This window comes from Geodermatophilus sp. SYSU D00697 (assembly GCF_054050175.1).
Genome location: NZ_JBJGYV010000017.1, coordinates 15,184 through 40,384, shown reverse-complemented (window position 1 = coordinate 40,384; position 25,201 = coordinate 15,184). Strand labels below are relative to the sequence as shown.

Sequence of the window (25,201 nt, the reverse complement as noted above, 5' to 3'; positions counted from 1 at the left end):
TCACGCATGCCGGAGGGTCCGCCGGGTAGGGCGAGATCACGACACCGGTCACCCGACCGGTCCCCCGTCCCCGGGACGGACGAGTGCGCGCACGGCCGACGCACGCGAAACGGAGGCACCCATGACCGAGCCCGACCCGAACGACCGCGGAGCCGTCCACTCCGCCCTCAACGACACCGAGTTCCCCGACGACGAGCGGGGCCTCACCGGCACCCGGGACGACGTCCGCGGCGACTCCGGCGCCACCGGGCCCGAGGGGGCGACCGCCCGCGACGTCTTCCCCGAGGACAACGGCGTCCCGGACGTCTCGCAGGACGACTTCCCGACCATGCAGCGCTCCGAGGACCCGCAGTTCGCCCCGGAGCCGGGCGACCGGGAGAGCCACCAGACCGTCGGCTTCGGCACGACCGCGTTCGAGCAGTCCGAGGGCAGGTCGCTGTCGGGGCGCCTGGAGGAGGAGATTGCCGACGACGTCCCCGACGTGCGCCCGGCCGAGGACCCGAACCGTGGCCTCGGCCAGCTGGAGCAGGACTACGACACCACCCCGGACTCCGACTCCGGGACCAACCGCACCGCCGACGACGTCGAGGCCTCGCTGGACCCGGTGGTCGGTGGCGAGGGGCCCGAGGAAGCCGCGATGCACGTCGTCGACTGACGACGCTCCGGCCGGGCAGCGGGTGGGTGCGGGATCCGCCGTCCCCGGTCGAGGCCCGCGCTCCTCACCTGACCGGGTGGTTGCCCCGCCCGGACGGCGGCCGCCGTCCGGGCGGGTTGGCGCGCACGCGAACCGTTGCATACCTTGGGCGGCGGCGGTTCAGCAGGCAGCCGCGGCCACGCCGGGTACAGCACCCGGTGCGGACACGTTCGACGACGAGCGCGTCCGGGGGCCACGACACCGGGGGGCCGCTCAGCGGTAGATTGTCCGGGCGGTCGTGCCGCCGGGCACTGCCGTTGAGAGGAGCTCAGCCCGTGACCACATCCGACCTGCCTGCCGAGGGGCAGCCCGACGTGTCGACCGAGGGCACGGAGGCACCCTTCGACGACGTGATCACGCTCTCGACCTCCACCGGCGAGGACGGCGCGGTCACGGTGACGGTCGTCGGCGAAGTGGACACGTTCACCGCCCCGGTGCTCCGGTCGTCGCTGGACACGCAGCTCGAGCAGCAGCCCAAGGCCCTCGTCATCGACCTCTCCGGCGTCCAGTTCCTCGGCTCCGCCGGGCTGGCCGTCCTGGTCGAGACCCAGAAGTCGGCCCGCTCGCGCGAGGTGGACCTGCGCCTGGTGGCGACCACCCGCGCGGTCACCCGGCCGCTGGAGGTCACCGGCCTGATCGACCTGTTCACCATCGTGGACGGCAGCACCCGCTGACACCGCTCCGGGCACCGGCCCGGAGGACCACACACGACGAGGCCCCGCTCCGGCGGGGCCTCGTCGTGTCCGCGGTGCCGTCGTCCGGGCGGTGCCCCCGGGCCCGCCCCTGGAGGGCCCCGTCGGCTCGTGCCGGACCCCGCTGAGCGTGCGGACGGTGGGCAGGACGCGGTCCTCCCCCACCGGAGCGCGTCCTCCCCCACCGGAGCGAGTCCTCCCCCACGGTCCACCGCGAGGGAGGACTCGCCACGATCAGGTCACCTGATCGTGGCCGGGGCTCGCCTGGATCGTCACCGTCAGGCGGAGCGCCCGGGCCTGACTCCGCGCCGCGGTCCGCTCCTCGTTCGTTCCTCGCTGCGAGGCTCCCGCGGCTGTCGTCAGGCGGTCAGCATCTGGCAGACCGCCTGCTCCAGCACCTTCTGCGCCGTCCGGTCGTCGGATGCCGAGGCCGCCTCGTCGAGGGCGTCGGCGATCGTCTCGCCGTCCTCGAAGCGGTCGACCACCCGCGGGTCGACGTAGCTGGCCTTGCAGACCGCGGGCGTGTTCCCGAGGGTCTCCGACACCCGCTCGTAGGCCTGCTTGACGACCCGCTTGCGCGCCGTCTTGGTGGCCGGCTGCGGCGTCTCCGCCAGCGCCGCGGCCATCAGCACGGTGGCGTTCCACGTCCGGAAGTCCTTGGCGGTGATCTCGGCCTCGCTGACCTCCTTGAGGTAGGTGTTCACCTCCGTGCTGGTGACGTCGTGCCACACCCGTCCCTCGCCCGCCGGGTCGTCGACCCAGTAGCCGAGCAGCTCCTCACCGGTGTCCGCGGGGCGCTTGAGCAGTTCCCGGACCACCTCGGCGGTGGGCTTGTCGGTGAGCTCCAGCTCCCGCTCGATGCCGCCCTTGGCGGTGTAGGAGAAGAACACCCGCTCGCCGCGCACGCGGACGTGCTCCCTCCGCAGCGTCGCCAGACCGTAGGTGCCGTTGTCCTCGGCGTACTGCTCGCTGCCGACGCGGAAGGCCCCGAGGTCCAGCAGCCGGACGGCGGCGGCCAGCACCCGCTCCCGGGTCAGCCCGCTCCCCGTGACCGCCTGCACCACGGCGTCGCGGACGTCGGGCAGCTGGTGGGCGATCTCCAGCACCCGCTCGTGCTTCTCCGCGTCGCGGCGGGCCCGCCAGGCGTCGTGGTAGCGGTACTGGCGGCGCCCGGCGGCGTCCACCCCGGTGGCCTGGATGTGACCGTTGGGCCAGGGGCAGATCCAGACGTCCTTCCACGCCGGCGGGATGGCCAGCGCGCGGATGCGGTCGAGCCGCTCGTCCCGGATCAGCGACCCGTCGGTGTCGTAGTAGGCGAACCCGCGGCCGGCGCGCCGGCGCCGGTATCCGGGGCCGTGCACGTCGCTGCGGCGGAGTCTCACGCCAGGAGGATGGGCACCGGAGCCGTTCCCCAAACCGGGACCGCGCCGGGACCCCCGTCAGTGGAGCTCGACCAGGCCGGCCAGGCCGCTGATCTCGAGGATGTGGCGGGTCACCCCGCCGTCGGGGGCGTCGACGACCAGCCGCCAGCCCTCGTCGCCGGCGATCCGGGCCATGGCGAGGACGACGCGCACCGCGGCGCTGCTGAACAGCGTCACGGCGCCGAGGTCGAGCTCCACCCGCCCCGTGCCGCCGTGGCTGGCCTCCAGCAGCCGGATGCGCATCTGCTCGGCACCGATCGGGTCGACCGCGCCGGCGACCCGCACCACGGGCCGTTCCCCCGTCCGGTCGACGACCACCTCGGTGGAGCTGGCGCCGGCGTGCCGCTCCTCGATCTCCTCCGGGCTGCGGCGCAGCCGCATGCTCAACGTGACCGTCGTCCCGTGCTCGCCCTGCAGCACCACGCCGTCCACCAGCTGGCGCATGATCAGCAGCCCGCGGCCGCGGTCCCCCGGGTCCCGGTCCGGCGGTCGCCAGCGGCCCTGGTCGCGGATGGTCACCGTGAGCAGCCCGTCGACGTCGACGGCCGCGGTGACGTACATGCGGCCCGGTTCCGTACCGCGGTAGGCGTGCTCCGCGGCGTTCGCGCAGGCCTCCCCCACCGCGACCATGACGCCGACCCGGTCCTGCTCGCCCATGCCCAACCCGGCCAGCCAGGCGCTCAGCTGCCGGCGGACCGCCGGCAGCGAGGAGGGCACCGCGGGCAGGTCGAGGTCCAGCGGGTCCTGCGTCTCGGCCAGCCGGTGGGCGACCAGCACCGCGACGTCGTCGGGTCGCTCCCCGGGGGAGAGCAGCCCCTCGGCGATGTCCGCGGCGAGCGCGGCGGCGCCCTCGGCGTCGAGGGGCCGGTGGGCCGCCAGCACCTCCCGGGTGACCGCCGTGAGCCGGCTGAGCCCCTGCGCGGGCGGCGGACCGGAGGCGGCGACCGCGCCGTCGGAGTACAGCACCAGCGTCGCGCCCGGCGGGACGACCGCGGTCGAGACGGTGGTCGGCGCGCCGGGCACGCTGCCCAGCGGCGGCCGCGGGGTCAACGGGAGGAACGAGCACGTGCCGCCGTCCTCGACCAGCAGCGGCGCCGGGTGCCCGGCCGTGGCATAGGACAGCCGGCCGGTGGCCGCCTCCAGGACCCCGTAGAACACCGAGGCCCCCTCGACGTCCTCCATCTGCGCGGCGAACGCGTCCAGCGCGGCCACCACGGCCGCCGGTGCCGGGTCGCGCAGGGCCACCGACCGCATCGCGCCGCGCAGCCGGCTCATGGCCCCGGCGGCGGGGACGCCGTGGCCGACGGCGTCCCCGATGACCAGCGCCACCCGGCCGCGGCCCAGGGGGACCGCGTCGTACCAGTCACCCCCGGCCGCCCGCACCGAGCTGGCCTGGTGGTAGCTGCCGGACAGCCGCAGGTCGGGCAGCAGCGGCAGGGCCGGCGGCAGCAAGGCGTGCTGCACCTGCTCGACGACGTCGGCCTCGGCGTCGGGCCGGCTCCCCGCCCCGTCGGACTCCACGAGCAGCAGGACGCCGGGCCGCCCCTCGACCTGCAGCGGCTGGAGGACGACGCTCGCCGACGGCCCGTCCGACCCCAGCGTGCCGTGCACCGTCTCCGGGCGGCCCGACCGGGCCACGACCGCGGCCAGGTCGGCGATGGCGCGGCCGTCGACCGACGGCAGGTCGCCACTGGCCGTCCCCAGCTCACGGGCCCGCGCGTTGGCCCACACCGGCTCCATGCCAGGACCGGCGAGGCAGTAGATGGCCGCGGGGGCGTCTTCCATGGCCGCGACCAGGAGGGCTCCGCCCGCGTCCTCGACGGGACCGGACCCCGGCGGCGAGCTGTCCTGGCTGGTGTTCATCTGCGACCAGGGAACAACAGGCCGCAGACCCCGGCAACCGCGCTCCCTCGCAGGTCACGGCGGCGTTTGCCGATCCGAGGGGGCGGGTATTCCTCACCGCTGGGCGCACCGCACGACCCGCGGCACGCCGGGACGGTCGTGCGGTCGGGCAGGATGGGAGCCGAGCCGGACGGGCCGGGTCTCCGGCGCCGGTGCGAGACATGACGATGAGGAGCGGACGACGGATGGTGGACTCGAGGGGTGCCCTCGCGCACGACGGGCGGCGCGCCGAACGACTGGAACTGCGGGTGCCCACCACCCCGACCCAGCTGCCCGCCGTGCGGGCGATGGCCGGTGACCTGGCGATGCGGATGGACTACGACCTCGACGCGGTCGAGGACCTCCGCCTGGCGGTGGACGAGGCCTGCGCGACGCTCGCCTCGATCGTCAGCGACGACCGGCGGCTGACCGTCGTGTTCGAGACGACCCGCGCCGGGCTGCACATCGACGCCTGGGTGCCGACGGCGGAGGGCACCGACGTCCCGCGGGACGGCTTCGGGTGGGCGGTGCTGCACACGCTGGTCGACAACGTGGACGCCGGCCGCGCCACCCAGGAGACCGTGCCGGCGGGGGACGGCACCGCCAGCCCCGTCGCGGTGATCTCCATGGACAAGTACCTGCCGGGACAGCACCCGGACCAGTCGCTCGGACAGACGGGCCAGAACGTCTCGGTCGCGCGGTGACCCGGGGCGCAGCAGCCGCACAGCCCCAGCGCGCCGAGGAGGACACCCTGGTCGACGACGACACCCCGACCCCGCGCAGCACGGACCACGAGATCGCGTCCGACGAGCAGCCGGTCGTGGTGCCCGACCCACGCAGCGAGGCCGTGCCGGTGCCCGACGCCGGGATCGAGCCCGAGGCCACCCCGGTCTCGGACAACCGCCGCCGTGCCGAGCGCACCGCGCCGCTGTTCGCCGAGCTGGCCACGCTGGAGAAGGACGACCCGCGGCGGGAGCGGCTGCGGGAGATCCTGGTCGAGGAGCACCTGCCGCTGGTGCGGCACTTCGCCCGCCGGTTCAGCAACCGTGGTGAGCCCTTCGACGACCTCCTGCAGGTCGGCACGCTCGGCCTGATCGCGGCCATCGACCGGTTCGACCCGACGCGCGGGGTGGAGTTCCTCTCCTTCGCCGTCCCGACGATCACCGGTGAGATCAAGCGGCACTTCCGCGACCAGGGCTGGTCGGTGCGCGTGCCGCGCCGGCTGCAGGAGCTGCACCTCTCGCTCAACGCCGCCGTCGGTGAGCTGGCGCAGAAGAACGGCCGCGCGCCGACGCCCAGCGAACTCGCCGAGCACCTGGGCATCCCCCGCGCCGAGGTGCTGGAGGGCCTGGCCGTCGCCAACGCCTACCGCAGCAGCTCGCTGGACGAGCGACTCTCCGGCGAGGAGGACTCCCCCACCCTGGCGGCGACGCTGGGCGAGGAGGACGCCGCGCTGGAGGGGGTGGAGTACCGGGAATCGCTGCAGCCGCTCCTGGCGACCATCCCGGCCCGGGAGCGGCGGATCCTCATCCTGCGGTTCTTCGGCAACATGACCCAGTCGCAGATCGCTGCCGACATCGGCATCTCGCAGATGCACGTCTCCCGGCTGCTGAGCCAGACGCTGGCCAAGCTCCGCGAGGGCCTGCTCAAGGACTGACGAAGGACCCGCTGCCCCCACCGCTCGCAAGCTCGCGGCGGGACCCTGCAGGGGGCCGGGCCCGGGACGGGGCCCGGGGGGCGCCGGTCCCCGCACGGGACCGGCGCCCTCGTCGTCTCAGGCGCGCGGCGCCTGGCCGTCGGCGGTCGAGGGGTCCTCGAGGGACGCGCCCGTGCCGGCCTCCTCGGCGGCCCGGGCCAGGGACGGCGTCGAGGGCATCTCCGGCGAGGGGACGGCGGGCGCGCTGTCGGCGATGCTCGAGAGCTCGATCCGCGCCTCGGGCTGGTCGGCGGCCCGCGGGAGGGCCGACTCGAACCAGCCGCTGGTGTCCATCTCCGCGGTGGGCGTCGTGCCGCCGTCTGCCGACGGCCCGACGTCCAGCCACGACCTGCCCTCGCCGGCACCGCCGAGGTTGGCCAGCCCCTCGAGCGCCTTGCTGAACTCGCTGGGCACGATCCACATCTTGTTGGCGTCGCCCTGCGCGATCTGCGGCAGCGTCTGCAGGTACTGGTAGGCCAGCAGCCCCTGGTCGGGCTTGCCGTCGTGGATGGCCTGGAACACCGTCTCGATCGACTTGGCCTGGCCCTGCGCCTGCAGGAACAGCGCCGCCCGCTCACCCTCGGCGCGCAGGATCCGGCTCTGCCGCTCCGCCTCGGCCTCCAGGATCGCCGCCTGCTTGCGGCCCTCGGCCGACAGGATCGCCGAGGCCTTCTCGCCCTCGGCGGTGGTGATCGCCGACTGCCGTGCACCCTCGGCCTGCAGGATGATCGCGCGCTTGTCGCGGTCGGCGCGCATCTGCTTCTCCATCGAGTCCTGGATCGACGGCGGCGGGTCGATGGCCTTGATCTCGACCCGCGCCACCCGCAGGCCCCACGGGCCCGTGGTCCCGTCGAGGACCTCCCGCAGCTGGCTGTTGATGCCGTCCCGCCCGGTCAGCGCGCCCTCGAGGTTGAGCCCGCCGACGACGTTGCGCAGCGTCGTGGTGGTCAGCTGCTCCATGCCGGTGATGTAGTTCGCGATGCCGTACACGGCCAGCCGCGGGTCGGTCACCTGGAAGTAGACGACCGTGTCGATGCCCACCTGCAGGTTGTCAGCGGTGATCACCGGCTGCGGCGGGAAGGAGACGACCTGCTCGCGCAGGTCGATGGTCGCGCGGATCCGGTCGATGAACGGAACGAGGATCGACAGGCCCGGGGAGAGCGTGCGGCTGTAGCGACCGAGGCGCTCCACGACCTTGGCCTGCGCCTGCGGCACGATCGTCACGCTCTTGGCGACCACGATGACCACCAGCACGGCGATGACGATCAAGGCGATGAGTGCGGGTTCCACGGAGGTCCCTTCGTCGGGGTGGTGCGGGTCAGGCCTGAGGGGTGGGCGTCACTCCAGCTCGAGGGCGTCGCCGACGACGGCCGTGGCCCCGTCGACCTGGAGGATCCGGACGGTGGCGCCCACGGGGAAGGCCTCGCCGCCGTACTGGCTGCGGGCGGTCCACTCGTCGGCACCCAGCCGGATCCGGCCGCCGTGCCCGTCGACCGCCTGGGTCACCTTCGCCGTCCGGCCGATCAGCGTGGCGACGCCGTCCAGCTGCTCCGGCGTGCGCTGGGTGAGGTGCCGCTTGGCCAGCGGCCGGACCAGCACCAGCAGGACCGCCGAGACGACGATGAAGCCGACCAGTTGCAGCCCCACCGCGCCGCCGAGCAGGGCGACGGCCATCCCGCCGAGCGCGCCGCCGGCGAACATGAGCAGCACGAGGTCCAGGCTCGCCATCTCACCTGCGGCGAACAGGCCCGATGCGATGAGCCACAGCAGCCAGGCGTCCACGTGATCACTCTCGCAGAAGCGGACGGCATCGTGATGGATCTCAACGCCATCGTCACCTGGCCGGGGGCCCGACATAACCTCGCTGGGTGCACGACTTCCCCGCCGGCCGGTTCGCGGTCTGGGCGACCGCCTGGCTCTCCGGCCGCAGTTCCTACGACGAGGCGCTCGACGCGCTGGTCGGCGACACCGCGCACCGGGTCTCCGGGCTCCCCGGTACCGAGGAGGCGGTCCCCCTCGGCTGGGCCCTCACCGGGCTGCGCGGCCTGGGCGAGCGCCGCGTCCGACTCGTCCTCCCCGTGCCCGGCGACGTCCGCGGGCTGCCGCGCGTCCCGGGGCTGACCGAGCTGGCGCTGGAGACCGGGCAGGCCGCCGTCGGCGACCGCCTCGCGCTGGTGCCCGAGCCGCTCGGGCCGGAGGCCGTCCAGTGGACCGCCTTCTCCTTGGACGGCGCCCCGCACGTGCCGCCGCCGGTCGAGGGGACGCTGCGCGCGGTGTCCGGCGCGCTCGACCTCGCGGTGTCCGACGCGGCCCGGACGCTGGTCCGGTTGGACCTCGCCCGCTGGCACCCCGAGGTCCCGGCGCTGCTGGCGGGGCTGTCCCAGGCCGCGCACGTCCCCGGGATGCCGCCGGGCTCCGACCCCCTGGCGCTGTCGTTGCTGGCCCGCGCCCAGCGGCTGGCCCGGGTGCTGGACCTCGCGCTCACCGACGCCCCCGGAGGCGCGGTCACCCACGGCCAGGCCGCGGCCCGCGACGACGCACTGCGCCCGCTCGGCGAGGCGGTGCGCGAGGCGGTCACCGCCGCCTACAACGCCGTCCCGCGGTGACCCGGGGGCGCTCCCGGGGCGTTCCTCGTGGTCCTGGAGCGGGGCTCAGGCCGTCGGGCGGGGGCGCGGCGGGGTGAAACAGCACCTCGCCGGGCAGCTGGTGCCCAGGCGCGGCGGACCCCCGGCCCGGCGCTCGCGGAGCAGCTCCACCAGCGACCGGACGAACGCCGGGTGCGTGCCGGCGGTGGCGGCGCGGGCGAAGGCCAGCCCGAGCTCCTCCGCGGTCTGGCGCGCCTCGTTGTCGAGGTCCCAGACGACCTCGAGGTGGTCGCTCACGAAGCCGACCGGGAAGAGGACGACGGCGGTCTCCCCGCGCGCGGCCAGCGCCCGCAGGTGGTCGTTGACGTCGGGCTCGAGCCACGGCACCGACGGCGGGCCGCTGCGGCTCTGCCACGCCAGGTCGAAGGGCCGGCCGGGGACGGCGGCGTCCACGACCTTCTGCGCGGTCACCAGCAGCTCGGCCTGGTAGGCGCCGCCGGCCGGGCCCGCGACGGCGGCCATGGAGTCCGGGATGCTGTGCGCGGTCGCCACCAGGCGCGCCGTGCCCCGGACGTCGTCGGGCAGGGTCGCCAGGGCCGCGGCCAGCGCGTCGGCGTTGGCCCGCACGAAGCCGGCGGTGTCGAAGTAGTGGGGCAGCTTCTCCGCGGTCGGCCCGCCCGGCGTGGCGGCGTCCCCGGAGAGCGTGGCCCGCGCCCGGGCGACGTCCTCGTGGTACTGGCGGCAGCCGGAGAACGAGGCGTAGGCGGAGGTGGCCAGCACGTAGACGTGCTCGATGCCGTCGTCGGCCATCTGCTGCCAGACGTCCTCGACGTAGGGCGCCCAGTTGCGGTTGCCCCAGTAGACCGGCAGGTCCACCCCGGCCGACGGCAGCTCGGCCTCCAGCGCCGCCAGCAGCGCCTTGTTCTGCTCGTTGATCGGGCTGACGCCACCGAAGTGGTGGTAGTGCTCGGCGACCTCCTCCAGCCGCGCCCGGGGGATCCCGCGGCCGCGCGTGACGTTATCGAGGAACGGCATCACGTCGTCGTGGCCCTCGGGCCCGCCGAAGGACAGGAGCAGCAGCGCGTCCCGGCGCCCGGCGGGCGCGGGGCCGGCCGACGGCAGGACCCCGCCGTTGTTGCGGACGGCCAGCGACGGCTCCTCGTCGGGACGCTGGCCGGCAGGGGTGATCTCGACGGTGGAGCGGGGCACGGGGTTCTCTCTCTGGAGGGGACGACGGGCTGCGGCTCACACGCCCACGGCGTGGAAGCCCCCGTCGACGTGCACGATCTCGCCGGTGGTTGCGGGGAACCAGTCCGACAGCAGGGCGACGACGGCCTTGCCGGCGGGCTCGGTGTCGGTGACCGACCAGCCCAGCGGGGCCCGGGCCTCCCACGCCTCCTCGAACTGGGCGCTGCCGGGGATGGACTTCATCGCCATGCTGCGCAGCGGGCCGGCGGCGACCAGGTTGACCCGCACGCCCTCGGGGCCCAGCTCGCGGGCCAGGTAGCGGGAGGTCGACTCGAGCGCGGCCTTGGCCGCGCCCATCCAGCCGTAGACCGGCCAGGCGACGGTGGCGTCGAAGGTCAGCCCGACGACGGAGGCGGTGCCGCCGAACAGCGGGCGGCAGGCCTGGGTCAGCGAGGCCATGGACCAGGTCGAGACCTGGAAGGCCGTGGCCGCGTGCTCCCACGCGACCTCCGGGAAGCCCTCCCCCATGGCCTCCTGCGGGGCGAAGCCGATCGAGTGGACGACGCCGTCGAGGGTGTCGCCCACGTGCTCGCGCAGCCGGTCGGCCAGCGTCGACAGGTGCTCGGTGTTCGTGACGTCCAGCTCGATCACCGGCGCCTCCTGCGGCAGCCGCTTGGCGATCCGCTGGCACAGCGACAGGGCGCGGCCGAAGTTGGACAGGACGACGGTGGCGCCCTGCTCCTGGGCGAGCCGGGCGGTCGCGTACGCGATCGACGCCTCGGTCAGCACGCCGGTGACGAGGATCTTCTTCCCCTCGAGGATGCCGCTCATCAGTGCCCCATTCCCAGTCCGCCGTCGACCGGGACGACCGCCCCGGTGATGTAGCCGGCCGCGTCGCTCGCCAGGAAGCGCACCACGCCCGCGATCTCCTCCGCCGAGGCGTACCGCCCCAGCGGCACCTGCCCGAGGATCTCCTGCTGCCGCTTCTCCGGCAGCGCCGCCGTCATGTCCGTCTCCACGAAGCCCGGGGCCACCACGTTGGCGGTGATGCCGCGACTGCCCAGCTCCCGGGCGATCGAGCGGGCCAGGCCGACGAGCCCGGCCTTCGACGCCGCGTAGTTGGTCTGCCCGGCCGAGCCCAGCAGGCCGACGACCGAGGAGATGAAGACCATCCGGCCCGTCCGCGCCCGCACCATCTTGGCCGCGGCCCGCTTGGACACCCGGTACGCGGCGGTGAGGTTGGCGTCGAGGACGTCGGCGAAGTCCTCCTCCTTCATCCGCATGAGCAGCCCGTCACGGGTGATCCCGGCGTTGCTCACCAGCACCTCCACCGGGCCCTGGTGCTCCTCGACCTCGCTGAACGCCCGGTCGACGTCCTCGGCGCTGGTGACGTCGCACCGGACGCCGAACAGTCCGTCGGGGGCCCCGCTGCCGCGGTGGGTGACCGCGACGGAGTCGCCCTGCTCGGCGAAGGAGCGGGCGATGGCCAGCCCGATCCCCCGGTTGCCCCCGGTCACGAGCACCGATCTGCCCACGTGCCACTCCCCTGCGCCGACCACTCCGTCGGGTGCCGAACCTAGCCGGTGGGCCCAGGTCACACCTCCGCGCGGGGACGAGGCCCGCGACCGCCGCAGACGGCCGCGAGGAGGACCACCTGGTGGACCACCGTGGCCGCCGTCACCATGACCACGCATGCACACGGACGGCGGAGGTCCGTGACCGGACATCGGAGTCCCATGGTGAGACGGACGTCGGCCCGCAGAGTACTCACCGGAGGCGTGGCGCTCGCGCTCCTCGCTGGATGCGGCGGCGGGGAGGAGCCGGAGTCCTCGGCCGCCCCCTCGTCGGCCGACGGTGCACCGGAGGTCACCGAGCTGACGGTGGGCACGCTCCCCATCCCCGAGGTGGCGCCGCTGTACCTGGCCATCCAGGAGGGCTTCTTCGAGGACGAGGGCCTCACGGTCACCGCCGAGGCCACCCAGGGCGGTGCGGCCGCAGTCCCCGCTCTCATCGCCGGTGACCTCGACGTGACGTTCGGCCAGAACGTCGCCTTCCTCGTCGGCGTCCAACAGGGACTGCCACTGCTGTCCGTGGGCCAGACCACGGCGATCGGCGAGGAGGAACCCGGCAACGGCGTCTTCGTGGCCGCGGACTCGCCGATCCAGGAGCCGGCCGACCTGGCCGGCACCACCATCGCCATCAACACACTCAACAACATCACGCAGTTGCGGACGCTGATCGACCTGCAGGACGAGGGGGTGGACCGCAGCGGCGTCCAGTTCGTCGAGATCCCGCTCGCCGACATGCCAGCCGCGCTGGAGGCCGGCCGGATCCAGTCCTCCTTCAGCGTGGAACCGTTCACCACCATGATCGAGGCGGCCGGCGCGCGGCAGGTGTTGGACGCGGTGAACGACGAGCTCACGGGCATCCCGGTGGGCGGCTTCGCGGTCAGCCGCGAGTTCGCCGAGCAGAACCCGAACACCGTGGCGGCCTTCCAGCGGGCACTGGCCAGGGGCGCCGACATCGCCAGGGACGACCCGCAGACCGTCCGCGACATCCTGGGCACGTACACCACGTTGTCGCCGGAGCTGATCGAGCAGGTCGCCTTGCCGACCTACATCGCGCCGGACGACACCGACAGGCTCCAGGACCTCGCGGACCTGATGGTCGAGTACGACTTCGTGACCGAGGAGTTGGACGCCTCGCCGTTCGTGACCGCCCGGTGAAGACGATGACGTCGCTCCTCCTGCGCGCTGGCTCCGGCGACCGCGACCGGCTCCGCGCCGCCCTGGGAGAGGAGGCGGGCCGCGTCTGGGAACAGGTCGCGCACCGTCCGGGAGCCCGGGTCCGCACGATGGACCTCCTCGACGGCATCGTCGACGGCAGCTCGCACCAGCGCGCCATGGGCGGGCGACCCTTCGACGCGGAGATCGAGGCCGGGTGGGACGACGCTCCTCTCGCCGAGCTCGTCCCCATCTTCACGGGCCTGGCCGGCCGGCTCGGGGACCTGGTGGACGCCGGGGAGTCCTACGCGCAGGTCGGCACGGTGTACCCGTTCACGCCGCGGGAGACCGACGTCGTGACGCTCGTGGTCATCAGCCGGGCGCTGACGATGAGCTGGGACGCCCACCACAGCTACTGGCTGAACCACCACGGGTGGCTCGTGAAGCCGGGGGCCGACGCGCGCGGGAGTGGCTACCGGCAGTTCCACGCCGACCCGAAAGCCAGCTCCTTCGCCGCCCGGCAGGCCGGCGTCGGCCGCCACGAGTACGAGGGGTTCGCGATGGCCTACTTCGACGACCCCCAGGCCTACCGGGCGGTGATGGTCAACGCCCGACCCGAGGTGCTGGAGGACGAGCGCCGGTTCATCGACATGACCGACTCGGCCCCCGGCGTCTACCGCGTCACTGCCGTCCATCAAGCCTGAGGTCGCGCCTCAGCGGGATCCCGTCTCGACCATGAACCCGGCGAAGAACGCGCCGAGCTCGGCCATGCCGTCCAGGGGCAGGACCGTCGCGACGTACTGGTCGGGGCGGACGACGACCAGGCACCCCTGCGCGCGGTCGATGCCGCGCAGGTCGAAGACGTCGGCCCCGGACTTGAGGTCGGGACAGAAGACCTTCTCGTGGTCGACGAGCCCGAAGCGGCCCTTGCGCGGCAGCAGCAGCGAGGGCAGCCCGGTGACCGACAGCTCCCGGTGGCCCTGCTGGACCACCGCGCGCAGGTCGAACACCGCGTCGACGTCGGCGCCGTCGGGCGTGTACCGGCGGACCGGGGAGTCGCCCGACTCCGCGAGGAACTCGCACAGCGCGCGCAGCCGCGAGTCCGCACCGCGCGGGTCGGCGGCGTCGGCGAACGCGTAGAGCCGCCAGCGGCCGTCGGCCTGCGCCACGTGCCCGAGGTGCACCCGCTTGGCGTCGGCGAGGCGGACGACGGGCGCGGAGTGGAAGCGCTCGCCGATGACGAAGCCCTTGGCGAGGTCCTGGGAGGTCGCCGCGCCGGTGATCAGGGAGGGCTCGTAGTGCGTCGCCACGCCGGCGGTGAACCGGCCCTGCTCGGAGTAGAGGCGCTGGAGGTCCGGGGCGCCCCCCTCGTCGCCCGTGGCCTCCGTCGGCCGGGCGCTGTGCTTCGCCGCCCACTCGCGGTCGAAGTCGATCAGCCGTTGCGCCACCGCCTGGCGCTCGGCGGAGTAGGTGCGCAGCAGTTCCGGGGTGGCGCGCCCCTCCAGGACGGCGGCGAGCTTCCAGCCCAGGTTGAACCCGTCCTGCATCCCGACGTTCATCCCCTGCCCGGCCTTCGGGCTGTGCGTGTGGCAGGCGTCGCCGGCGATGAACACCCGCGGCAGGCGGGAGCCGACCTCCCCGGCGGGGACGTCGTCGAACGCGTCGGTGAGCCGCTGGCCGATCTCGTACACCGACCACCAGACGACGTCGCGCACGTCGAGCGTGTACGGGTTGAGGATCCGCCGGGCGGCCTCGATCAGCCGGTCGACGGTGATCCCCCGCGCCGCCACGCGCTCGCCCGGCGCGAGGTCCTCGAGCTCGATGTAGAACCGGACGAGGTAACCGCCCTCGCGCGGGATGAGCACGATGTTGCCGGCCTCGGACTGGATCACCGCCTTGAACCGGATGTCCGGGAAGTCGGTCACGGCGAGGACGTCCATGACCCCCCAGGCCTGGTTGGCCGAGTCACCGCGCAGCTCCCGGCCGATCGCCCGGCGCACCGCGCTGCGCGCACCGTCGCAGCCGACGACGTAGCGGGCGCGGACGGTCACCTCCCCCTCCCGGCCGGGGTCGGTCCGGACGAGGGTGACCTCGACCGGGTGGTCGCCCGAGTCCCCGACGACGACGTCGCGGACCTCGAGTCCGTAGTCCGGCGTCACGTGACCGGGCGAGCGCCGCATGAGGTCGAGCAGGTGCTGCTGGATGCGCGCCTGGTTGACGATGACGTGCGGCATCTCCGACAGGCCGTCTTCGACGTCCTGGATCCGGCCGCTGCGCTCGATGCGCGTGCGGTCCCGGTCCTCCGGTCGCCAGAAGACCGTCTCGTTGACCCAGTACGCCTCCCGGAGCAGCCGATCGGTGATGCCGAAGGCCTCGAACATCTCCACCGACCGGCAGGCGACGCCGTCGGCCTGGCCGAGCTCCAGCGGGCCGGACCGGCGCTCCACGACCCGGGTGGTGATGCCCCGGAAGGCCGCCAGCTGCGCGGCCAGCACCAGGCCGGCCGGCCCGGAGCCGACGACGAGGACGTCCACCTCGGCCGGGAGCTCCCCGGGCGGCCGCCCGGCGAGGTCCTCCTCGCCGGGCGGCAGCTCCGGGTCACCCGGGTGGTAGCCGTTCAGGTAGAACTGCACGCTGGCCTCCTCGAGCTCCGGCCCGGCGCCGTCGCGCGAGCCGACCGTTCCCTCCCCGCGACCTCCCGGTCGCCCGCCGGGGTCACCAGAGCAGCGCGTCGAGGTCCGGTTCCGCCTTGAGGGTGCCGTACTCGACCGCGGCGGCGCCCAGCGCGGTCAGCGCGTCCCGGTTCACGTCCGTGCGGTAGACCGGCAGCGCCAGGGTCGCGATCAGCTCCGGGGGCAGCTGCGTGTAGGTGCCGATGACCCGGCGGACCTCGTCGGGGTTCTGCTGGCAGAACTCCAGCGCCCGGTTCATCGCCGTCTGGAACGCCTCCACCAGCTCCGGCTGGCTCTGGATGGTCTCCTGGGTGGTGAACCAGCCGGCGATGTCGAGGTCGGGCACGAAGTCGGTGAAGTTGTAGGTGACGACGCGCAGGTCGTTGGTCGCCGCCATCTCCTCGGTCCACGGGTTGACCGTCGCGGCGTCGACGTCGCCGTTGACGACGGCCGCCAGTGCGTCGGGGAACGCCACCTCGAGGAACTGGATGGTCGACGAGTCGCCGCCGTCGGCGTCGACGACGCCGCGGATGGTCGTGTCGTTGATGTTGGCCAGGTTGTTCACCGACACCCGCTTGCCGGCCAGGTCGGCCGGCGTCTGGATCGGCGAGTCGCTCGGCACGACGACGGCCTGGAAGCCACCGGTCTCCGTCGCGGCCGCCGCGTTGGTGACGTACTCGAGCGGCAGCCCCTGGTCCTTGGCCACCATGCCGGACATGTAGTTGCCGAAGGCGAAGGCGTAGTCCCCGGACACGACGCCGGGGACCGCGGCGGCACCGCCGGTGGTGGACTGCACGGTGACGTCGAGCCCCTCGTCGGCGAAGAAGCCCTGGTCGATGCCGACGTGGATGGCCGCCGCGTCCGGGACCGGGAGCGCGCCCACGGTGATGGCGGTGGTGCCGCCCTCCCCGGTCTCGCCGGCGGACTGCGGCTCGTCGGAGCCGCAGGCACCCAGCGTGGCCAGGGAGAGGGCGAGCACGGAGATCAGCGCTGATCGTCTCATCGCGGAGGGGGGTCCCTTCGAGGTGCGGTCGGGGGCGGGGGAGGTCAGTCGAACGGGTTGGTCGAGGCCGTCGGCACCTCGATGAGCACCGGCCCGTCGCCGGCCAGCGCCTCGCGGAGCGCCTTGTCCAGGCCCGCCCGGTCGTCCACCCGCGTGGCCGTCACGCCGTAGCCCTCTGCGATCGCGCAGTGGTCGATGCCGCCGATGTCCAGGCCGGGCACGTCGGGCAGCCCCATGTAGCCGGCGAAGGCCTTGAGCGCGGCGTACGTGCCGTTCTTGAGGACGACGAAGACGACCGGCACGCGGTAGGCGGCCGCTGTCCACAGCGCGGTGATGCCGTAGTGGGCCGAGCCGTCACCGATCAGCGCGACGACGCGGCGCTCGGGGCGGGCCAGGGCGGCGCCCACGGCCGCGGGCATGCCGAAGCCCAGGCCGCCGGCCGCGGGGAAGAAGAAGCTGCGCGGGTGCCGGATGTCGACGTGGTCCCAGAAGACGCCGGTGGTCGACGTCGACTCCTTGACGTAGACGACGTCGTCCGGCGTGGCGGCGTCCACGACGCTGAAGACCTCGGCCGGCGTGAGGGCGCCGGGGCGCTCCTCCGGCAACTCGGGGACCGGGCGGGCCGCCGGCATCGGGCGGTCGGCCTCGGGCAGCCGCTCCAGCACCGCCTCGAGGACGGCGCGCAGGTCGCCGACCAGGGCCGTGCCCATCGGTGCGCGGGTGGCCTCCGCGGGGTCGGAGGTGACGTGGACCAGGCGGGCGCCCTCGGGCAGGTACTGGCCCGGGTCGTACTGGTGGTAGCGGAAGACCGGTGCCCCGAGGACGACGACGAGGTCGTGGCCGGCCAGCAGCGTGGCGATGCCCCGGACCGCGGCCGGGAGGACCCCGCGGAAGGAGGCGTGCCGGGTCGGGAACGGGCACCGGGACACCGACGGCGCGATCCAGGCGGGCATCCGCAGCCGCTCGGCGAGCGCGACGGCCGCCCCGTTGGCCTCCGCGGCGTCCACCGCTCCCCCGACCACGAGCACCGGGTTCTGCGCCGCGGACAGGACGGCGACCAGCTCCTCGACCTGGGCCGGGGACGGCCACGCGGCCTGGGTGACGGCGTGCGCGGCCAGGTGCTCGCTGTCCGGCCCGGCCTCGTGCGCCCAGTCGTCGTAGGGGACGGAGACGAAGACCGGCCCCTGCGGCTCGAGCCGCGCGGTGTGCACCGCCTGGCTGATGGTCCGCGGGACGTCGGTGGCGCTGGCCGGCTCGGCACTCCACTTCACCAGCGGGCGGGGCAGCTGCGCCGGCTCGGCGATCGCCAGCAGCGGCTCGACCCCCAGCGTGGCCCGGACCTGCTGCCCGGCGGTGACGACCAGCGGCGTGTGCGCGGCGACCGCGTTGGTGAGCGCGCCCATGGCATTGCCCGTCCCGGCGGCGGCGTGCAGGTTGACGAAGGCCGGGCGCCCGGAGGCCATGGCGTACCCGTCGGCCATCCCGAGGACCGCCCCCTCGTGCAGGCCGAGGACGTAGCGGAAGTCCTCGGGCATGCCCGCGAGGAAGGGCAGCTCGTTCGACCCTGGGTTGCCGAAGATCGTGGTGAGGCCCTCCCGGCGCAGGAGGTCGTACGTGGTCGTGCGGACGGTCGACACTGGCAGCTCCTCGGGATCGGGTCCGCCGGAGCGTAGGGAGATCCCGCCTTCGAGGTCCAATGAATGTCCTGACACCGGCGGCATAGACGCCGTCTATGGTGCTGCCGTGGCGGAGCTGGACCTCAACCTCGTGCGGACCCTGGTGTCGGTCTACGAGACCGGGAACCTCACCCGCACGGCGCAGGCCCTGCAGGTGACCCAGCCGACGGTCAGCCACGCGCTCTCCCGGCTCCGGCACCACTTCGGCGACCCGCTGTTCGTCCGCGGCCGTTCCGGCATGGAGCCGACCGCCGTGGCCGCGGAGCTCTACGCCGGCTTCCGGACCGCCCTCCGCGGCATCGACCTCACGGTGGAGAGCACCCGGCGGTTCGACCCCGCCACCGCCACGCGGCGGTTCCGCATCTGCCTCACCGACGTCGGCGAGATGAGCCTGCTGCCGCGCATCCTGGAGCAGCTGGCGCGGGAGGCGCCGTCCGCCGAGCTCGAGGTGGTCCCGATGGACTTCGAGCGCGTCGCCGAGTGGCTGACCGCCGGGCGGGTCGACGCGGCGATCGCGAGCACGCCCGTCCCGGGCGACCTGCGCAGCACCGTGGTCCTGGAGGACAGCTACGGCTGCCTGGTCCGGGAGGACTTCCCGCTCGTCGACGGCCGCATGACGCTGGCGGACTTCCTGGCCGGCCGGCACGCGGTGGTCGCCGCCAACACCGGCCACCGGCTGGCCGAGCGGATCCTGGCCGACCTGCAGCTGGACCGGAGGACGACGGTCACGGTGCCGCACTTCTCCGCGCTCCCGCACCTGGTCGACCGGTGCAACCTCATCGCGATCTTCCCCGTGCACGCCGGGCACACCGTCCTGGGCGGCCGGCCGCTCGTGGTCGTCGAGCCGCCGTTCCCCATCCCGACCTTCGAGGTGCGGCTGTACTGGCAGGCGCGCCACCGGGAGTCGGCGGCCCAGCTGTGGTTCCGCCGGGTCATCCTCACGGCGCTGCGGTCGGGGTCCGGCACGCCGGCCCCCGCGGCCGCCCGGGCCTGACCGGGGGCCCCGGCGTCAGCCCCGCCGGGCGCGGGCGGCGCCGGCCAGCTCGGCGAGCAGGTCCTCCGTCGTCTCGAGGTCGACGCAGGCGTCGGTGACGCTCTTGCCGTACTCCAGCGCCTCGGGCCGCCGGCGGTCGAGGTCCTGCCGGCCCGCCACGAGGTTGCTCTCCACCATCACGCCCCGGATCGCCCGCTCCCCGGCCGCGACCTGCCCGGCCAGGTCGCGCACGACCTCGATCTGGCGGAGGTGGTCCTTCTGGCTGTTGCCGTGGGAGGCGTCGACGACGACCACCTCCGGCAGGCCCCGGGCCGCCAGCTTCCGCTTCGTGTCCGCGATGTGCGCCGCCGAGTAGTTCGGACCGTCCGCGGCGCCGCGCAGGATGACGTGGCCGGTGTCGTTGCCCGTCGTCGACAGCTGGGCCGAGACCCCGTGGGAGTCGACACCGAGGAACTCGTGCGGAGCCCGCGCGGCGACGACGGCCGAGATGGCGGCCTCGACGCTGCCCTCCGGCGAGTTCTTGAAGCCGACGACGGACGAGAAGCCGGACACGCGCTCGCGGGCGGTCTGGTCGGTGACGTTGCGGGCGCCGACGCCGTTGTAGGTGACCAGCCCGTTGACGTACTGCGGCGTCAGCGCGTTCAGCGGCTCCGCGGCCACCGGCACGCCCAGGGCGGTGATCTGGCACATGAGCACCCGCGTGGCGACCAGCCCCACGCTGATGCGGCTGGACCCGTCGAGGAACGGGTCGTAGGCGAACCCCTTCCAGTCGACCTCGGTCCGTGGCTTCTCCGTGTAGGTCCGCATCAGGATCTCGAGGTCGTCGCCGTGCCGCTCCCGCATGCGGGCGAGGAAGCCGGCGTACTCCACGGCGGCGGCCGGGTCGTGGATCGAGCAGGGTCCGGCGATGACGGCCAGTCGGTCGTCGGCGCCCGTGAGGACGTCGGTCATGGCCCGGCGCCCGGCCCGCGTCGTGGCGGCCGAGGCGGCCGACAGCGGGACGACGGTGGCGACGGCCGCAGGCGTGACGACGACGCTCAGGCCGGTGATCCGGGCGTTGACCAGGTCGGAGAGGTCGACGTCGTCGGCCGGTCCGACCCCGAGCCGCTGCGCGACGCCGGGCAGCAGCTCCGCCAGCGCGGCGTCGATCTGCCCGTTGACCCGCGTCTGGACCTCCAGCAGCTGGTCGGCGATCCGCGTCGCCACGTCCAGGATCCGGTCGGCCGGGAGGAGAGCCTGCATGGCCCCCACTCTCCACGACCCCGGCGGGGCGGCGCGGTACGGCGTCCCGGGGGGCCGGGTGTACACCGCGAGGGGACGCCCTGTGGAATAGCGCTGGACGGGTCGGGTAGTGGCCGATGAAAGAGGGCGCGGCGGACCAGGACGTCTGCCCTTGGAGGACTGGACGTCGCAGATGAGCAACAACGCCACACACCGCTTCACCAACACGGCGGTCCTGACCGTGCAGACGGCCGACGCCTCCCGTGTGATCAGCTCGGACGCGTTCGACGACGCGCTCGCCGACACCTACCGGCGGGTGGGGCTGCGCCCGGGCCTGCTCGAGCGCCTCGCCGGCATCCGGGAGCGGCGCTGGTGGGCCGAGGGGGTCAGCTTCGTCGACGGCGCCGCGACCGCCGGGGCCAAGGCGATCAGCGAGAGCGGCGTCGACCCGGCCGGGATCGGCGTGATGATCAACACCTCGGTCAGCCGGAAGTACCTGGAGCCCTCGACCGCGGTCGCGGTCCACCACGCGCTGGGCCTGCCGCGGTCGTGCCAGAACTTCGACGTGACCAACGCCTGCCTCGGCTTCGTCAACGGCATGGAGCTGGCCGCCGCCATGATCGACTCCGGGCTGGTCGAGCACGCGCTGATCGTCAACGGCGAGGACTCCCGCCCCGTGCAGGAGCGCACGATCGATCGGCTCAACCGCCCGGAGACCGTGTCCAAGGACGTGCTGGCGCAGTTCGCGACCCTGACCCTGGGCTCCGGTGCCGTCGCCATGGTGCTCGGCCGCGCCGACCGGCACCCGGAGGGCCACCGCCTCGTCGGGTCGGTGAGCCGGGCGGGCAGCGAGCACCACGAGCTGTGCGTCGGCGACAACGACATGATGCGGACCGACCTCAAGGGCCTCCTCGACGCCGGCCTGGACCTCTCCCTGCAGATGTGGGCCGACGCCGCGGACGAGTTCGACTGGGCGCAGGGCATGAGCCGCTACGTCATGCACCAGGTGTCCAAGGTGCACACCCAGGCCATGTGCGACCGCTTCTCCGTCGACCCCGCCCGGGTGCCGACGACGTTCCCGACCCGCGGCAACCTCGGCCCGGCGTCGGTCCCCTTCACCCTCGCCGGCGAGCAGGACTCGCTGGTCGACGGTGACCGGGTGCTGCTCATGGGGATCGGCTCGGGCCTCAACGCCGCGTGCCTCGAGATCGCCTGGTGAGGGCGGAGGACGCGGCGATCCTCCCGCCCGCACTCCCCGGTCTGGACCCCGGCTGGTCCCGCCTGGTCGACGTCCCGGACAGCACCGGCGTCAAGCACACCTGGCACGTCCTCGACAACGGCGTCCCCGACCCGGTCGGCACCCTGCTGTGCGTCCACGGCAACCCGACCTGGTCCTACCTGTGGCGCCGGCTGCTGGCCGCGGCCCCGCCGGGCTGGCGGGTGGTCGCCCCCGACCAGCTCGGCATGGGCTGGTCCGAGCGACTGCCCGGGCCGAGGTCGCTGCGGCAGCGGCTGGCCGACCTCGGCGACCTCACCGCGGCGCTCGGCGTCAGCGGCCCGGTGGTCACCGTCGGGCACGACTGGGGTGGCGTCATCTCCCTGGGGTGGGCGCTGGAGCACCGGCAGGACCTGCGCGGCGTCGTCCTGGCCAACACCGCCGTCGCCATGCCCGAGGGCGACCTCGGCCCGGCGCTCATCCGGCTCGCCCACCTCCCGGGTGTGCGCGCGACGGTCACCGTGGGCACCCCGGTGTTCGTCCGGGCGACGACGGCGCTGTCCCGGCCGGCGCTGCCCGCCGACGTCCGGCGCGCCTTCGCCGCCCCCTACCGCACGGCGGCGCGCCGCCGGTCGGTCGGGGACTTCGTCGCCGACATCCCGTTCTCGCCGGACCACCCGTCCCGGCCGGTGCAGGAGGCGGTCGCCGAGGGCATCCGGTCGCTCGACGTCCCGGCGCTGCTGCTGTGGGGCCCCCGCGACCCGGTCTTCGGCGAGCGGTACCTGGCCGACCTGCGCAGCCGTCTCCCCCGGGCCCGGCTGCACCGCTACGAGGGCGCCTCCCACCTGCTCCCCGAGGACGCCCCGCAGTACGCCGACGCGGTGGTGCAGTGGGTCGCCGACCTGGGGAGCGGCCCCGCCGAGCCGCCGGCCCGCGCCGTGGCGGACGGCGGGCGCCGCCTGTGGTCGGCCCTGGAGGAGCGGGCCGGCGACGACGCCCCCGCGGTCGTCGAGGTCGGCGGCGCTCCGGTGACCTGGTCGCAGCTGGCCCGGCGGGTGGCGAGCCTGGCCGCGGGGCTGGCCGCGGCCGGCGTCCGCCCGGGAGCCCGCGTCGCGCTGCTCGTGGAGCCGTCGGCCGACCTCACCGCCGCGGTGTACGCCGTGTGGCGCGCCGGTGCCGTCGTCGTCGTCGCGGACAAGGGCCTCGGGTTCGCCGGGATGCGCCGGGCCCTGCGCAGCGCAGCCGTCGACGCCGTGATCGGCAGCCGCACGGGCCTGGCCGCGGCCCGCCTGATGGGCCTGCCCGGCACCCGCATCGCGGCCGGACGGGTGGGCCGGGCCGCGCTGCGGAGCCTGGGCGCCGCCCACGCCCTCGACGACCTGGAGGTCCTCGGCCGGTCGGCGCCTGCGCCCGTCGAGGCCCCGCTGGACGCCGACTGCGCCGTCCTCTTCACCTCGGGGGCGACCGGACCGGCCAAGGGCGTCGTCTACACGCACCGCCAGGCCGCGGCCCAGCTCGAGCTCGTGCGGTCCACCTACGGCCTCACCGCCGGCGACCGGATCGTGGCCGCGTTCGCGCCGTTCGCGATCCTCGGTCCGGCGCTCGGCATCGGGTCCGCGGTCCCCGACGTCGACGTCACCGCGCCCGGCTCGCTGACCGCCGCCGCGCTGGCCGACGCGGCGGCCGCCGTCGACGCGACGGTGGTCTTCGCCTCGCCCGCGGCGCTGCGGCGGGTCGTGGCCAGCGCACCGGAGCTCTCGTCGGCCCGGCGCGCGGCCCTGGCCGGGATCCGGTTGCTCATGTCCGCCGGCGCGCCGGTCCCGGCATCCCTGCTGCGGTCGCTGCGGGCGGTCCTCCCCGCCGCCGACGCGCACACCCCGTACGGGATGACCGAGGTCCTGCCGGTCACCGACGTCTCCCTCGCCGGCATCGAGGTTGCCGGCACCGGCGAGGGTGTCTGCGTGGGCCGCCCCCTCCCCGGCGTCCGGGTGCGGGTCAGCCCCCTGTCCCCCGACGGGTCGGCCGACGGCGAGCTCACCGACCGCCCGGGCGTCCCCGGCGAGGTCTGCGTGCAGGCCGCGCACGTCAAGGACCGCTACGACGCGCTGTGGGCGCTCGAGCGGACGACGTCGCGGAACCCCGGCTGGCACCGCACCGGCGACGTCGGGCACCTGGACGCGGACGGGCGGCTGTGGATCGAGGGGCGTCTCCAGCACGTGGTCCCCACGGCCTCCGGGGTGGTGACGCCGGTCGGGATCGAGCAGCGGGTCGAGGGGCTGCCCGGGGTGTCGGCCGCCGCGGCGGTCGGCGTCGGACCGGCCGGCGCGCAGGTCGTCGTGGTGGTCGTCGTGCCGTCGGGCAGCCCGGACCGGCGCGGCCGGGGAGCACGCCTGCGGCTCGCCGACGCCGACACCGCCGACGCCGTCCGGGCGGTCGCGGGCGTCGACGTCGCGGCGGTGCTCACCGCCGCGCGGCTGCCGGTGGACATCCGCCACCAGTCCAAGGTCGACCGGAGCGAGGTCGCCCGCCGGGCCGCACGGGTGCTGGCCGGTGCCCGGTCGCCCCGCCCGTGAGGGTCCTGGTCACCGGGGCGAGCGGGATGCTCGGCCGGGCCGCGGCCACCGGGCTGCTCGAGCGCGGGAACGAGGTGACGGTCCTGCAGCGCCGTCCCTCCGGCCTGCCGTGCCGCGAGGTGCTGGGGGACGTCGCCGACCCGGCCGTGGTCGGCCGGGCCGCACAGGGCCAGGACGCCGTGCTGCACCTGGCCGCGAAGGTCGACGTCACCGGGCCCTGGGCGCAGTACGCGCACGCCAACATCGAGGGCACCCGCGCCGTCCTCGCCGCCTGCCGGGCCACGGGGGTGGGCCGGCTGGTGCACGTCTCCTCCCCGTCGGTGGCCCACGCCGGGACGGCGCTGACCGGGGTGGGCGCCGGGCCGGCCGACCCCGCGCGGGCCCGCGGCCGCTACTCGCGCTCCAAGGCCGTGGCCGAGCTCGACGCCCTCGCCGCGGACTCCCCGTCGCTGGCCGTGCTGGTGCTGCGCCCGCACCTGGTGTGGGGCCCCGGGGACACCCAGCTGGTGGCGCGCATCGTCGAGCGGGCGCGGGCCGGGCGGCTGCCGGTGATCGGCTCGGGCGCGGCCCTCATCGACACGACCTACGTCGACAACGCCGCGGCCGCGCTGGTCGCCGCCGTGGACGCGTGCGGAGCGGTGCACGGCGAGGCCCTGGTCGTCTCCAACGGAGAGCCCCGCCCGGTGGCCGAGGTCCTCGACCGGCTGTGCCGGGCCGCCGGCGTCCCCGGGCCGCGCCGCCGGGTGCCGTTCGCCGCGGCCTGGGCCGCCGGTGCCGCGGCGGAGGGGGTCTGGGCCATGACGCGCCGCCGGTCGGTCCCCCCGCTCACCCGCTTCCTGGCCGAGCAGCTGGCCACCGCCCACTGGTTCGACCAGCGACGGACCCGGGCGGCGCTGGGGTGGCGGCCGCGGGTCGGCCTCGAGGAGGGGTTCTCCCGCCTGGCCGACTGGTACCGCCGGGCCTGAC

At 74.7% G+C, this 25,201-nt stretch carries 22 protein-coding genes; 11 read left to right on the top strand and 11 right to left on the bottom strand.

The window, feature by feature from the left end:
* The first annotated feature begins 121 nt into the window (after positions 1–121).
* Together ACI79C_RS15690 and ACI79C_RS15685 are read left to right on the top strand one after the other, a co-directional pair.
* A complete protein-coding gene (locus ACI79C_RS15690) occupies positions 122–655 on the top strand; it encodes a hypothetical protein (RefSeq protein ID WP_456946593.1) in 534 nt (177 codons plus the stop codon).
* A 314-nt stretch (positions 656–969) separates the two neighbouring features.
* The gene (locus ACI79C_RS15685; RefSeq protein ID WP_456946592.1) at positions 970–1,368 is read left to right on the top strand and encodes an STAS domain-containing protein; all 399 of its coding nucleotides are present in this window, start codon (positions 970–972) and stop codon (positions 1,366–1,368) included.
* Positions 1,369–1,745: 377 nt separating this feature from the next.
* Here the strand turns inward: ACI79C_RS15685 and ACI79C_RS15680 are convergent, their stop codons facing one another.
* Together ACI79C_RS15680 and ACI79C_RS15675 are read right to left on the bottom strand one after the other, a co-directional pair.
* The gene (locus ACI79C_RS15680) at positions 1,746–2,768 is read right to left on the bottom strand and encodes a DNA topoisomerase IB (RefSeq protein WP_456946591.1); all 1,023 of its coding nucleotides are present in this window, start codon (positions 2,766–2,768) and stop codon (positions 1,746–1,748) included.
* Between the two features lie 57 nt (positions 2,769–2,825).
* The gene (locus ACI79C_RS15675) at positions 2,826–4,670 is read right to left on the bottom strand and encodes a SpoIIE family protein phosphatase (RefSeq protein ID WP_456946590.1); all 1,845 of its coding nucleotides are present in this window, start codon (positions 4,668–4,670) and stop codon (positions 2,826–2,828) included.
* A 224-nt stretch (positions 4,671–4,894) separates the two neighbouring features.
* Between ACI79C_RS15675 and ACI79C_RS15670 the strand changes: the two genes are divergently transcribed.
* Together ACI79C_RS15670 and ACI79C_RS15665 are read left to right on the top strand one after the other, a co-directional pair.
* Positions 4,895–5,392, top strand: coding sequence for an ATP-binding protein (locus tag ACI79C_RS15670; protein WP_456946589.1), 498 nt, complete (start codon positions 4,895–4,897; stop codon positions 5,390–5,392).
* Complete coding sequence (locus ACI79C_RS15665) at positions 5,389–6,345, top strand: RNA polymerase sigma factor SigF (RefSeq protein ID WP_456946588.1); 957 nt, start codon at positions 5,389–5,391, stop codon at positions 6,343–6,345. Before ACI79C_RS15670 ends, ACI79C_RS15665 begins: the two co-directional genes overlap by 4 nt.
* 117 nt (positions 6,346–6,462) lie before the next feature.
* On the opposite strand, the gene ACI79C_RS15660 is transcribed toward ACI79C_RS15665, so the two are convergent.
* Both ACI79C_RS15660 and ACI79C_RS15655 read right to left on the bottom strand, forming a co-directional pair.
* Positions 6,463–7,674, bottom strand: a complete 1,212-nt coding sequence (locus ACI79C_RS15660) for an SPFH domain-containing protein (protein WP_456946587.1) — start codon at positions 7,672–7,674, stop codon at positions 6,463–6,465.
* A 48-nt stretch (positions 7,675–7,722) separates the two neighbouring features.
* Positions 7,723–8,166 carry an NfeD family protein gene (locus ACI79C_RS15655; protein WP_456946586.1) on the bottom strand — a complete coding sequence of 148 codons (444 nt, stop codon included), beginning with the start codon at positions 8,164–8,166 and terminating at the stop codon, positions 7,723–7,725.
* A gap of 86 nt (positions 8,167–8,252) precedes the next feature.
* Between ACI79C_RS15655 and ACI79C_RS15650 the strand changes: the two genes are divergently transcribed.
* Complete coding sequence (locus tag ACI79C_RS15650) at positions 8,253–8,990, top strand: hypothetical protein (protein WP_456946585.1); 738 nt, start codon at positions 8,253–8,255, stop codon at positions 8,988–8,990.
* A 45-nt stretch (positions 8,991–9,035) separates the two neighbouring features.
* Here the strand turns inward: ACI79C_RS15650 and ACI79C_RS15645 are convergent, their stop codons facing one another.
* Genes ACI79C_RS15645 through fabG form a run of 3 tightly spaced genes read right to left on the bottom strand, consistent with a single transcriptional unit; the run spans position 9,036 to position 11,692 of the window.
* Entirely contained in the window at positions 9,036–10,178 is a 1,143-nt protein-coding gene (locus ACI79C_RS15645; RefSeq protein WP_456946584.1) for a ferrochelatase, read from the bottom strand.
* Between the two features lie 36 nt (positions 10,179–10,214).
* Positions 10,215–10,988: an enoyl-ACP reductase FabI gene (gene fabI, locus ACI79C_RS15640; protein WP_456946583.1), complete on the bottom strand. Its 774-nt coding sequence runs from the start codon at positions 10,986–10,988 to the stop codon at positions 10,215–10,217.
* A complete protein-coding gene (gene fabG, locus ACI79C_RS15635; protein WP_456946582.1) occupies positions 10,988–11,692 on the bottom strand; it encodes a 3-oxoacyl-[acyl-carrier-protein] reductase in 705 nt (234 codons plus the stop codon). The genes fabI and fabG overlap by 1 nt, the downstream gene beginning before the upstream one ends.
* Before the next feature lie 243 nt (positions 11,693–11,935).
* On the opposite strand from fabG, the gene ACI79C_RS15630 reads away from it, so the two are divergent.
* Both ACI79C_RS15630 and ACI79C_RS15625 read left to right on the top strand, forming a co-directional pair.
* On the top strand, positions 11,936–12,883 hold the full coding sequence (locus ACI79C_RS15630; protein ID WP_456946581.1) for an ABC transporter substrate-binding protein: 948 nt from the start codon (positions 11,936–11,938) through the stop codon (positions 12,881–12,883).
* Between the two features lie 5 nt (positions 12,884–12,888).
* A complete protein-coding gene (locus ACI79C_RS15625) occupies positions 12,889–13,584 on the top strand; it encodes an EthD domain-containing protein (RefSeq protein ID WP_456946580.1) in 696 nt (231 codons plus the stop codon).
* Between the two features lie 9 nt (positions 13,585–13,593).
* Here the strand turns inward: ACI79C_RS15625 and ACI79C_RS15620 are convergent, their stop codons facing one another.
* From ACI79C_RS15620 to mdlC, 3 genes are all read right to left on the bottom strand, one after another.
* Positions 13,594–15,513 (bottom strand): FAD-binding monooxygenase, encoded by a 1,920-nt coding sequence (locus tag ACI79C_RS15620; protein ID WP_456946579.1) that lies wholly within the window; start codon positions 15,511–15,513, stop codon positions 13,594–13,596.
* A gap of 82 nt (positions 15,514–15,595) precedes the next feature.
* A complete protein-coding gene (locus tag ACI79C_RS15615; RefSeq protein ID WP_456946578.1) occupies positions 15,596–16,555 on the bottom strand; it encodes an ABC transporter substrate-binding protein in 960 nt (319 codons plus the stop codon).
* Between the two features lie 44 nt (positions 16,556–16,599).
* Positions 16,600–18,192, bottom strand: a complete 1,593-nt coding sequence (gene mdlC / locus ACI79C_RS15610) for a benzoylformate decarboxylase (protein ID WP_456946577.1) — start codon at positions 18,190–18,192, stop codon at positions 16,600–16,602.
* A gap of 106 nt (positions 18,193–18,298) precedes the next feature.
* On the opposite strand from mdlC, the gene ACI79C_RS15605 reads away from it, so the two are divergent.
* On the top strand, positions 18,299–19,225 hold the full coding sequence (locus ACI79C_RS15605) for a LysR substrate-binding domain-containing protein (protein ID WP_456946576.1): 927 nt from the start codon (positions 18,299–18,301) through the stop codon (positions 19,223–19,225).
* 15 nt (positions 19,226–19,240) lie between these two features.
* Here the strand turns inward: ACI79C_RS15605 and ACI79C_RS15600 are convergent, their stop codons facing one another.
* The gene (locus tag ACI79C_RS15600) at positions 19,241–20,467 is read right to left on the bottom strand and encodes a 3-deoxy-7-phosphoheptulonate synthase (protein WP_456946575.1); all 1,227 of its coding nucleotides are present in this window, start codon (positions 20,465–20,467) and stop codon (positions 19,241–19,243) included.
* Positions 20,468–20,618: 151 nt separating this feature from the next.
* Here ACI79C_RS15600 and ACI79C_RS15595 point away from each other — a divergent pair, with 151 nt between their 5' ends.
* The 3 genes from ACI79C_RS15595 to ACI79C_RS15585 are packed head-to-tail and all read left to right on the top strand — an operon-like array spanning position 20,619 to position 25,200.
* Positions 20,619–21,665, top strand: a complete 1,047-nt coding sequence (locus tag ACI79C_RS15595) for a 3-oxoacyl-ACP synthase III (protein ID WP_456946574.1) — start codon at positions 20,619–20,621, stop codon at positions 21,663–21,665.
* Complete coding sequence (locus ACI79C_RS15590; protein ID WP_456946573.1) at positions 21,662–24,235, top strand: alpha/beta fold hydrolase; 2,574 nt, start codon at positions 21,662–21,664, stop codon at positions 24,233–24,235. The genes ACI79C_RS15595 and ACI79C_RS15590 overlap by 4 nt, the downstream gene beginning before the upstream one ends.
* Complete coding sequence (locus tag ACI79C_RS15585; protein ID WP_456946572.1) at positions 24,232–25,200, top strand: NAD-dependent epimerase/dehydratase family protein; 969 nt, start codon at positions 24,232–24,234, stop codon at positions 25,198–25,200. Before ACI79C_RS15590 ends, ACI79C_RS15585 begins: the two co-directional genes overlap by 4 nt.
* Position 25,201: the final 1 nt, after the last annotated feature.

Excerpts from the sequence above, each read along its gene's own strand:
- ACI79C_RS15600 (WP_456946575.1), bottom strand. The coding sequence starts at position 20,467 with ATGCAGGCTCTCCTCCCGGCCGACCGGATCCTGGACGTGGCGACGCGG.
- ACI79C_RS15625 (WP_456946580.1), top strand. The coding sequence starts at position 12,889 with ATGACGTCGCTCCTCCTGCGCGCTGGCTCCGGCGACCGCGACCGGCTC.
- ACI79C_RS15670 (WP_456946589.1), top strand. The coding sequence starts at position 4,895 with ATGGTGGACTCGAGGGGTGCCCTCGCGCACGACGGGCGGCGCGCCGAA.
- fabI (WP_456946583.1), bottom strand. The coding sequence starts at position 10,988 with ATGAGCGGCATCCTCGAGGGGAAGAAGATCCTCGTCACCGGCGTGCTG.
- ACI79C_RS15675 (WP_456946590.1), bottom strand. The coding sequence starts at position 4,670 with ATGAACACCAGCCAGGACAGCTCGCCGCCGGGGTCCGGTCCCGTCGAG.
- ACI79C_RS15690 (WP_456946593.1), top strand. The coding sequence starts at position 122 with ATGACCGAGCCCGACCCGAACGACCGCGGAGCCGTCCACTCCGCCCTC.
- ACI79C_RS15615 (WP_456946578.1), bottom strand. The coding sequence starts at position 16,555 with ATGAGACGATCAGCGCTGATCTCCGTGCTCGCCCTCTCCCTGGCCACG.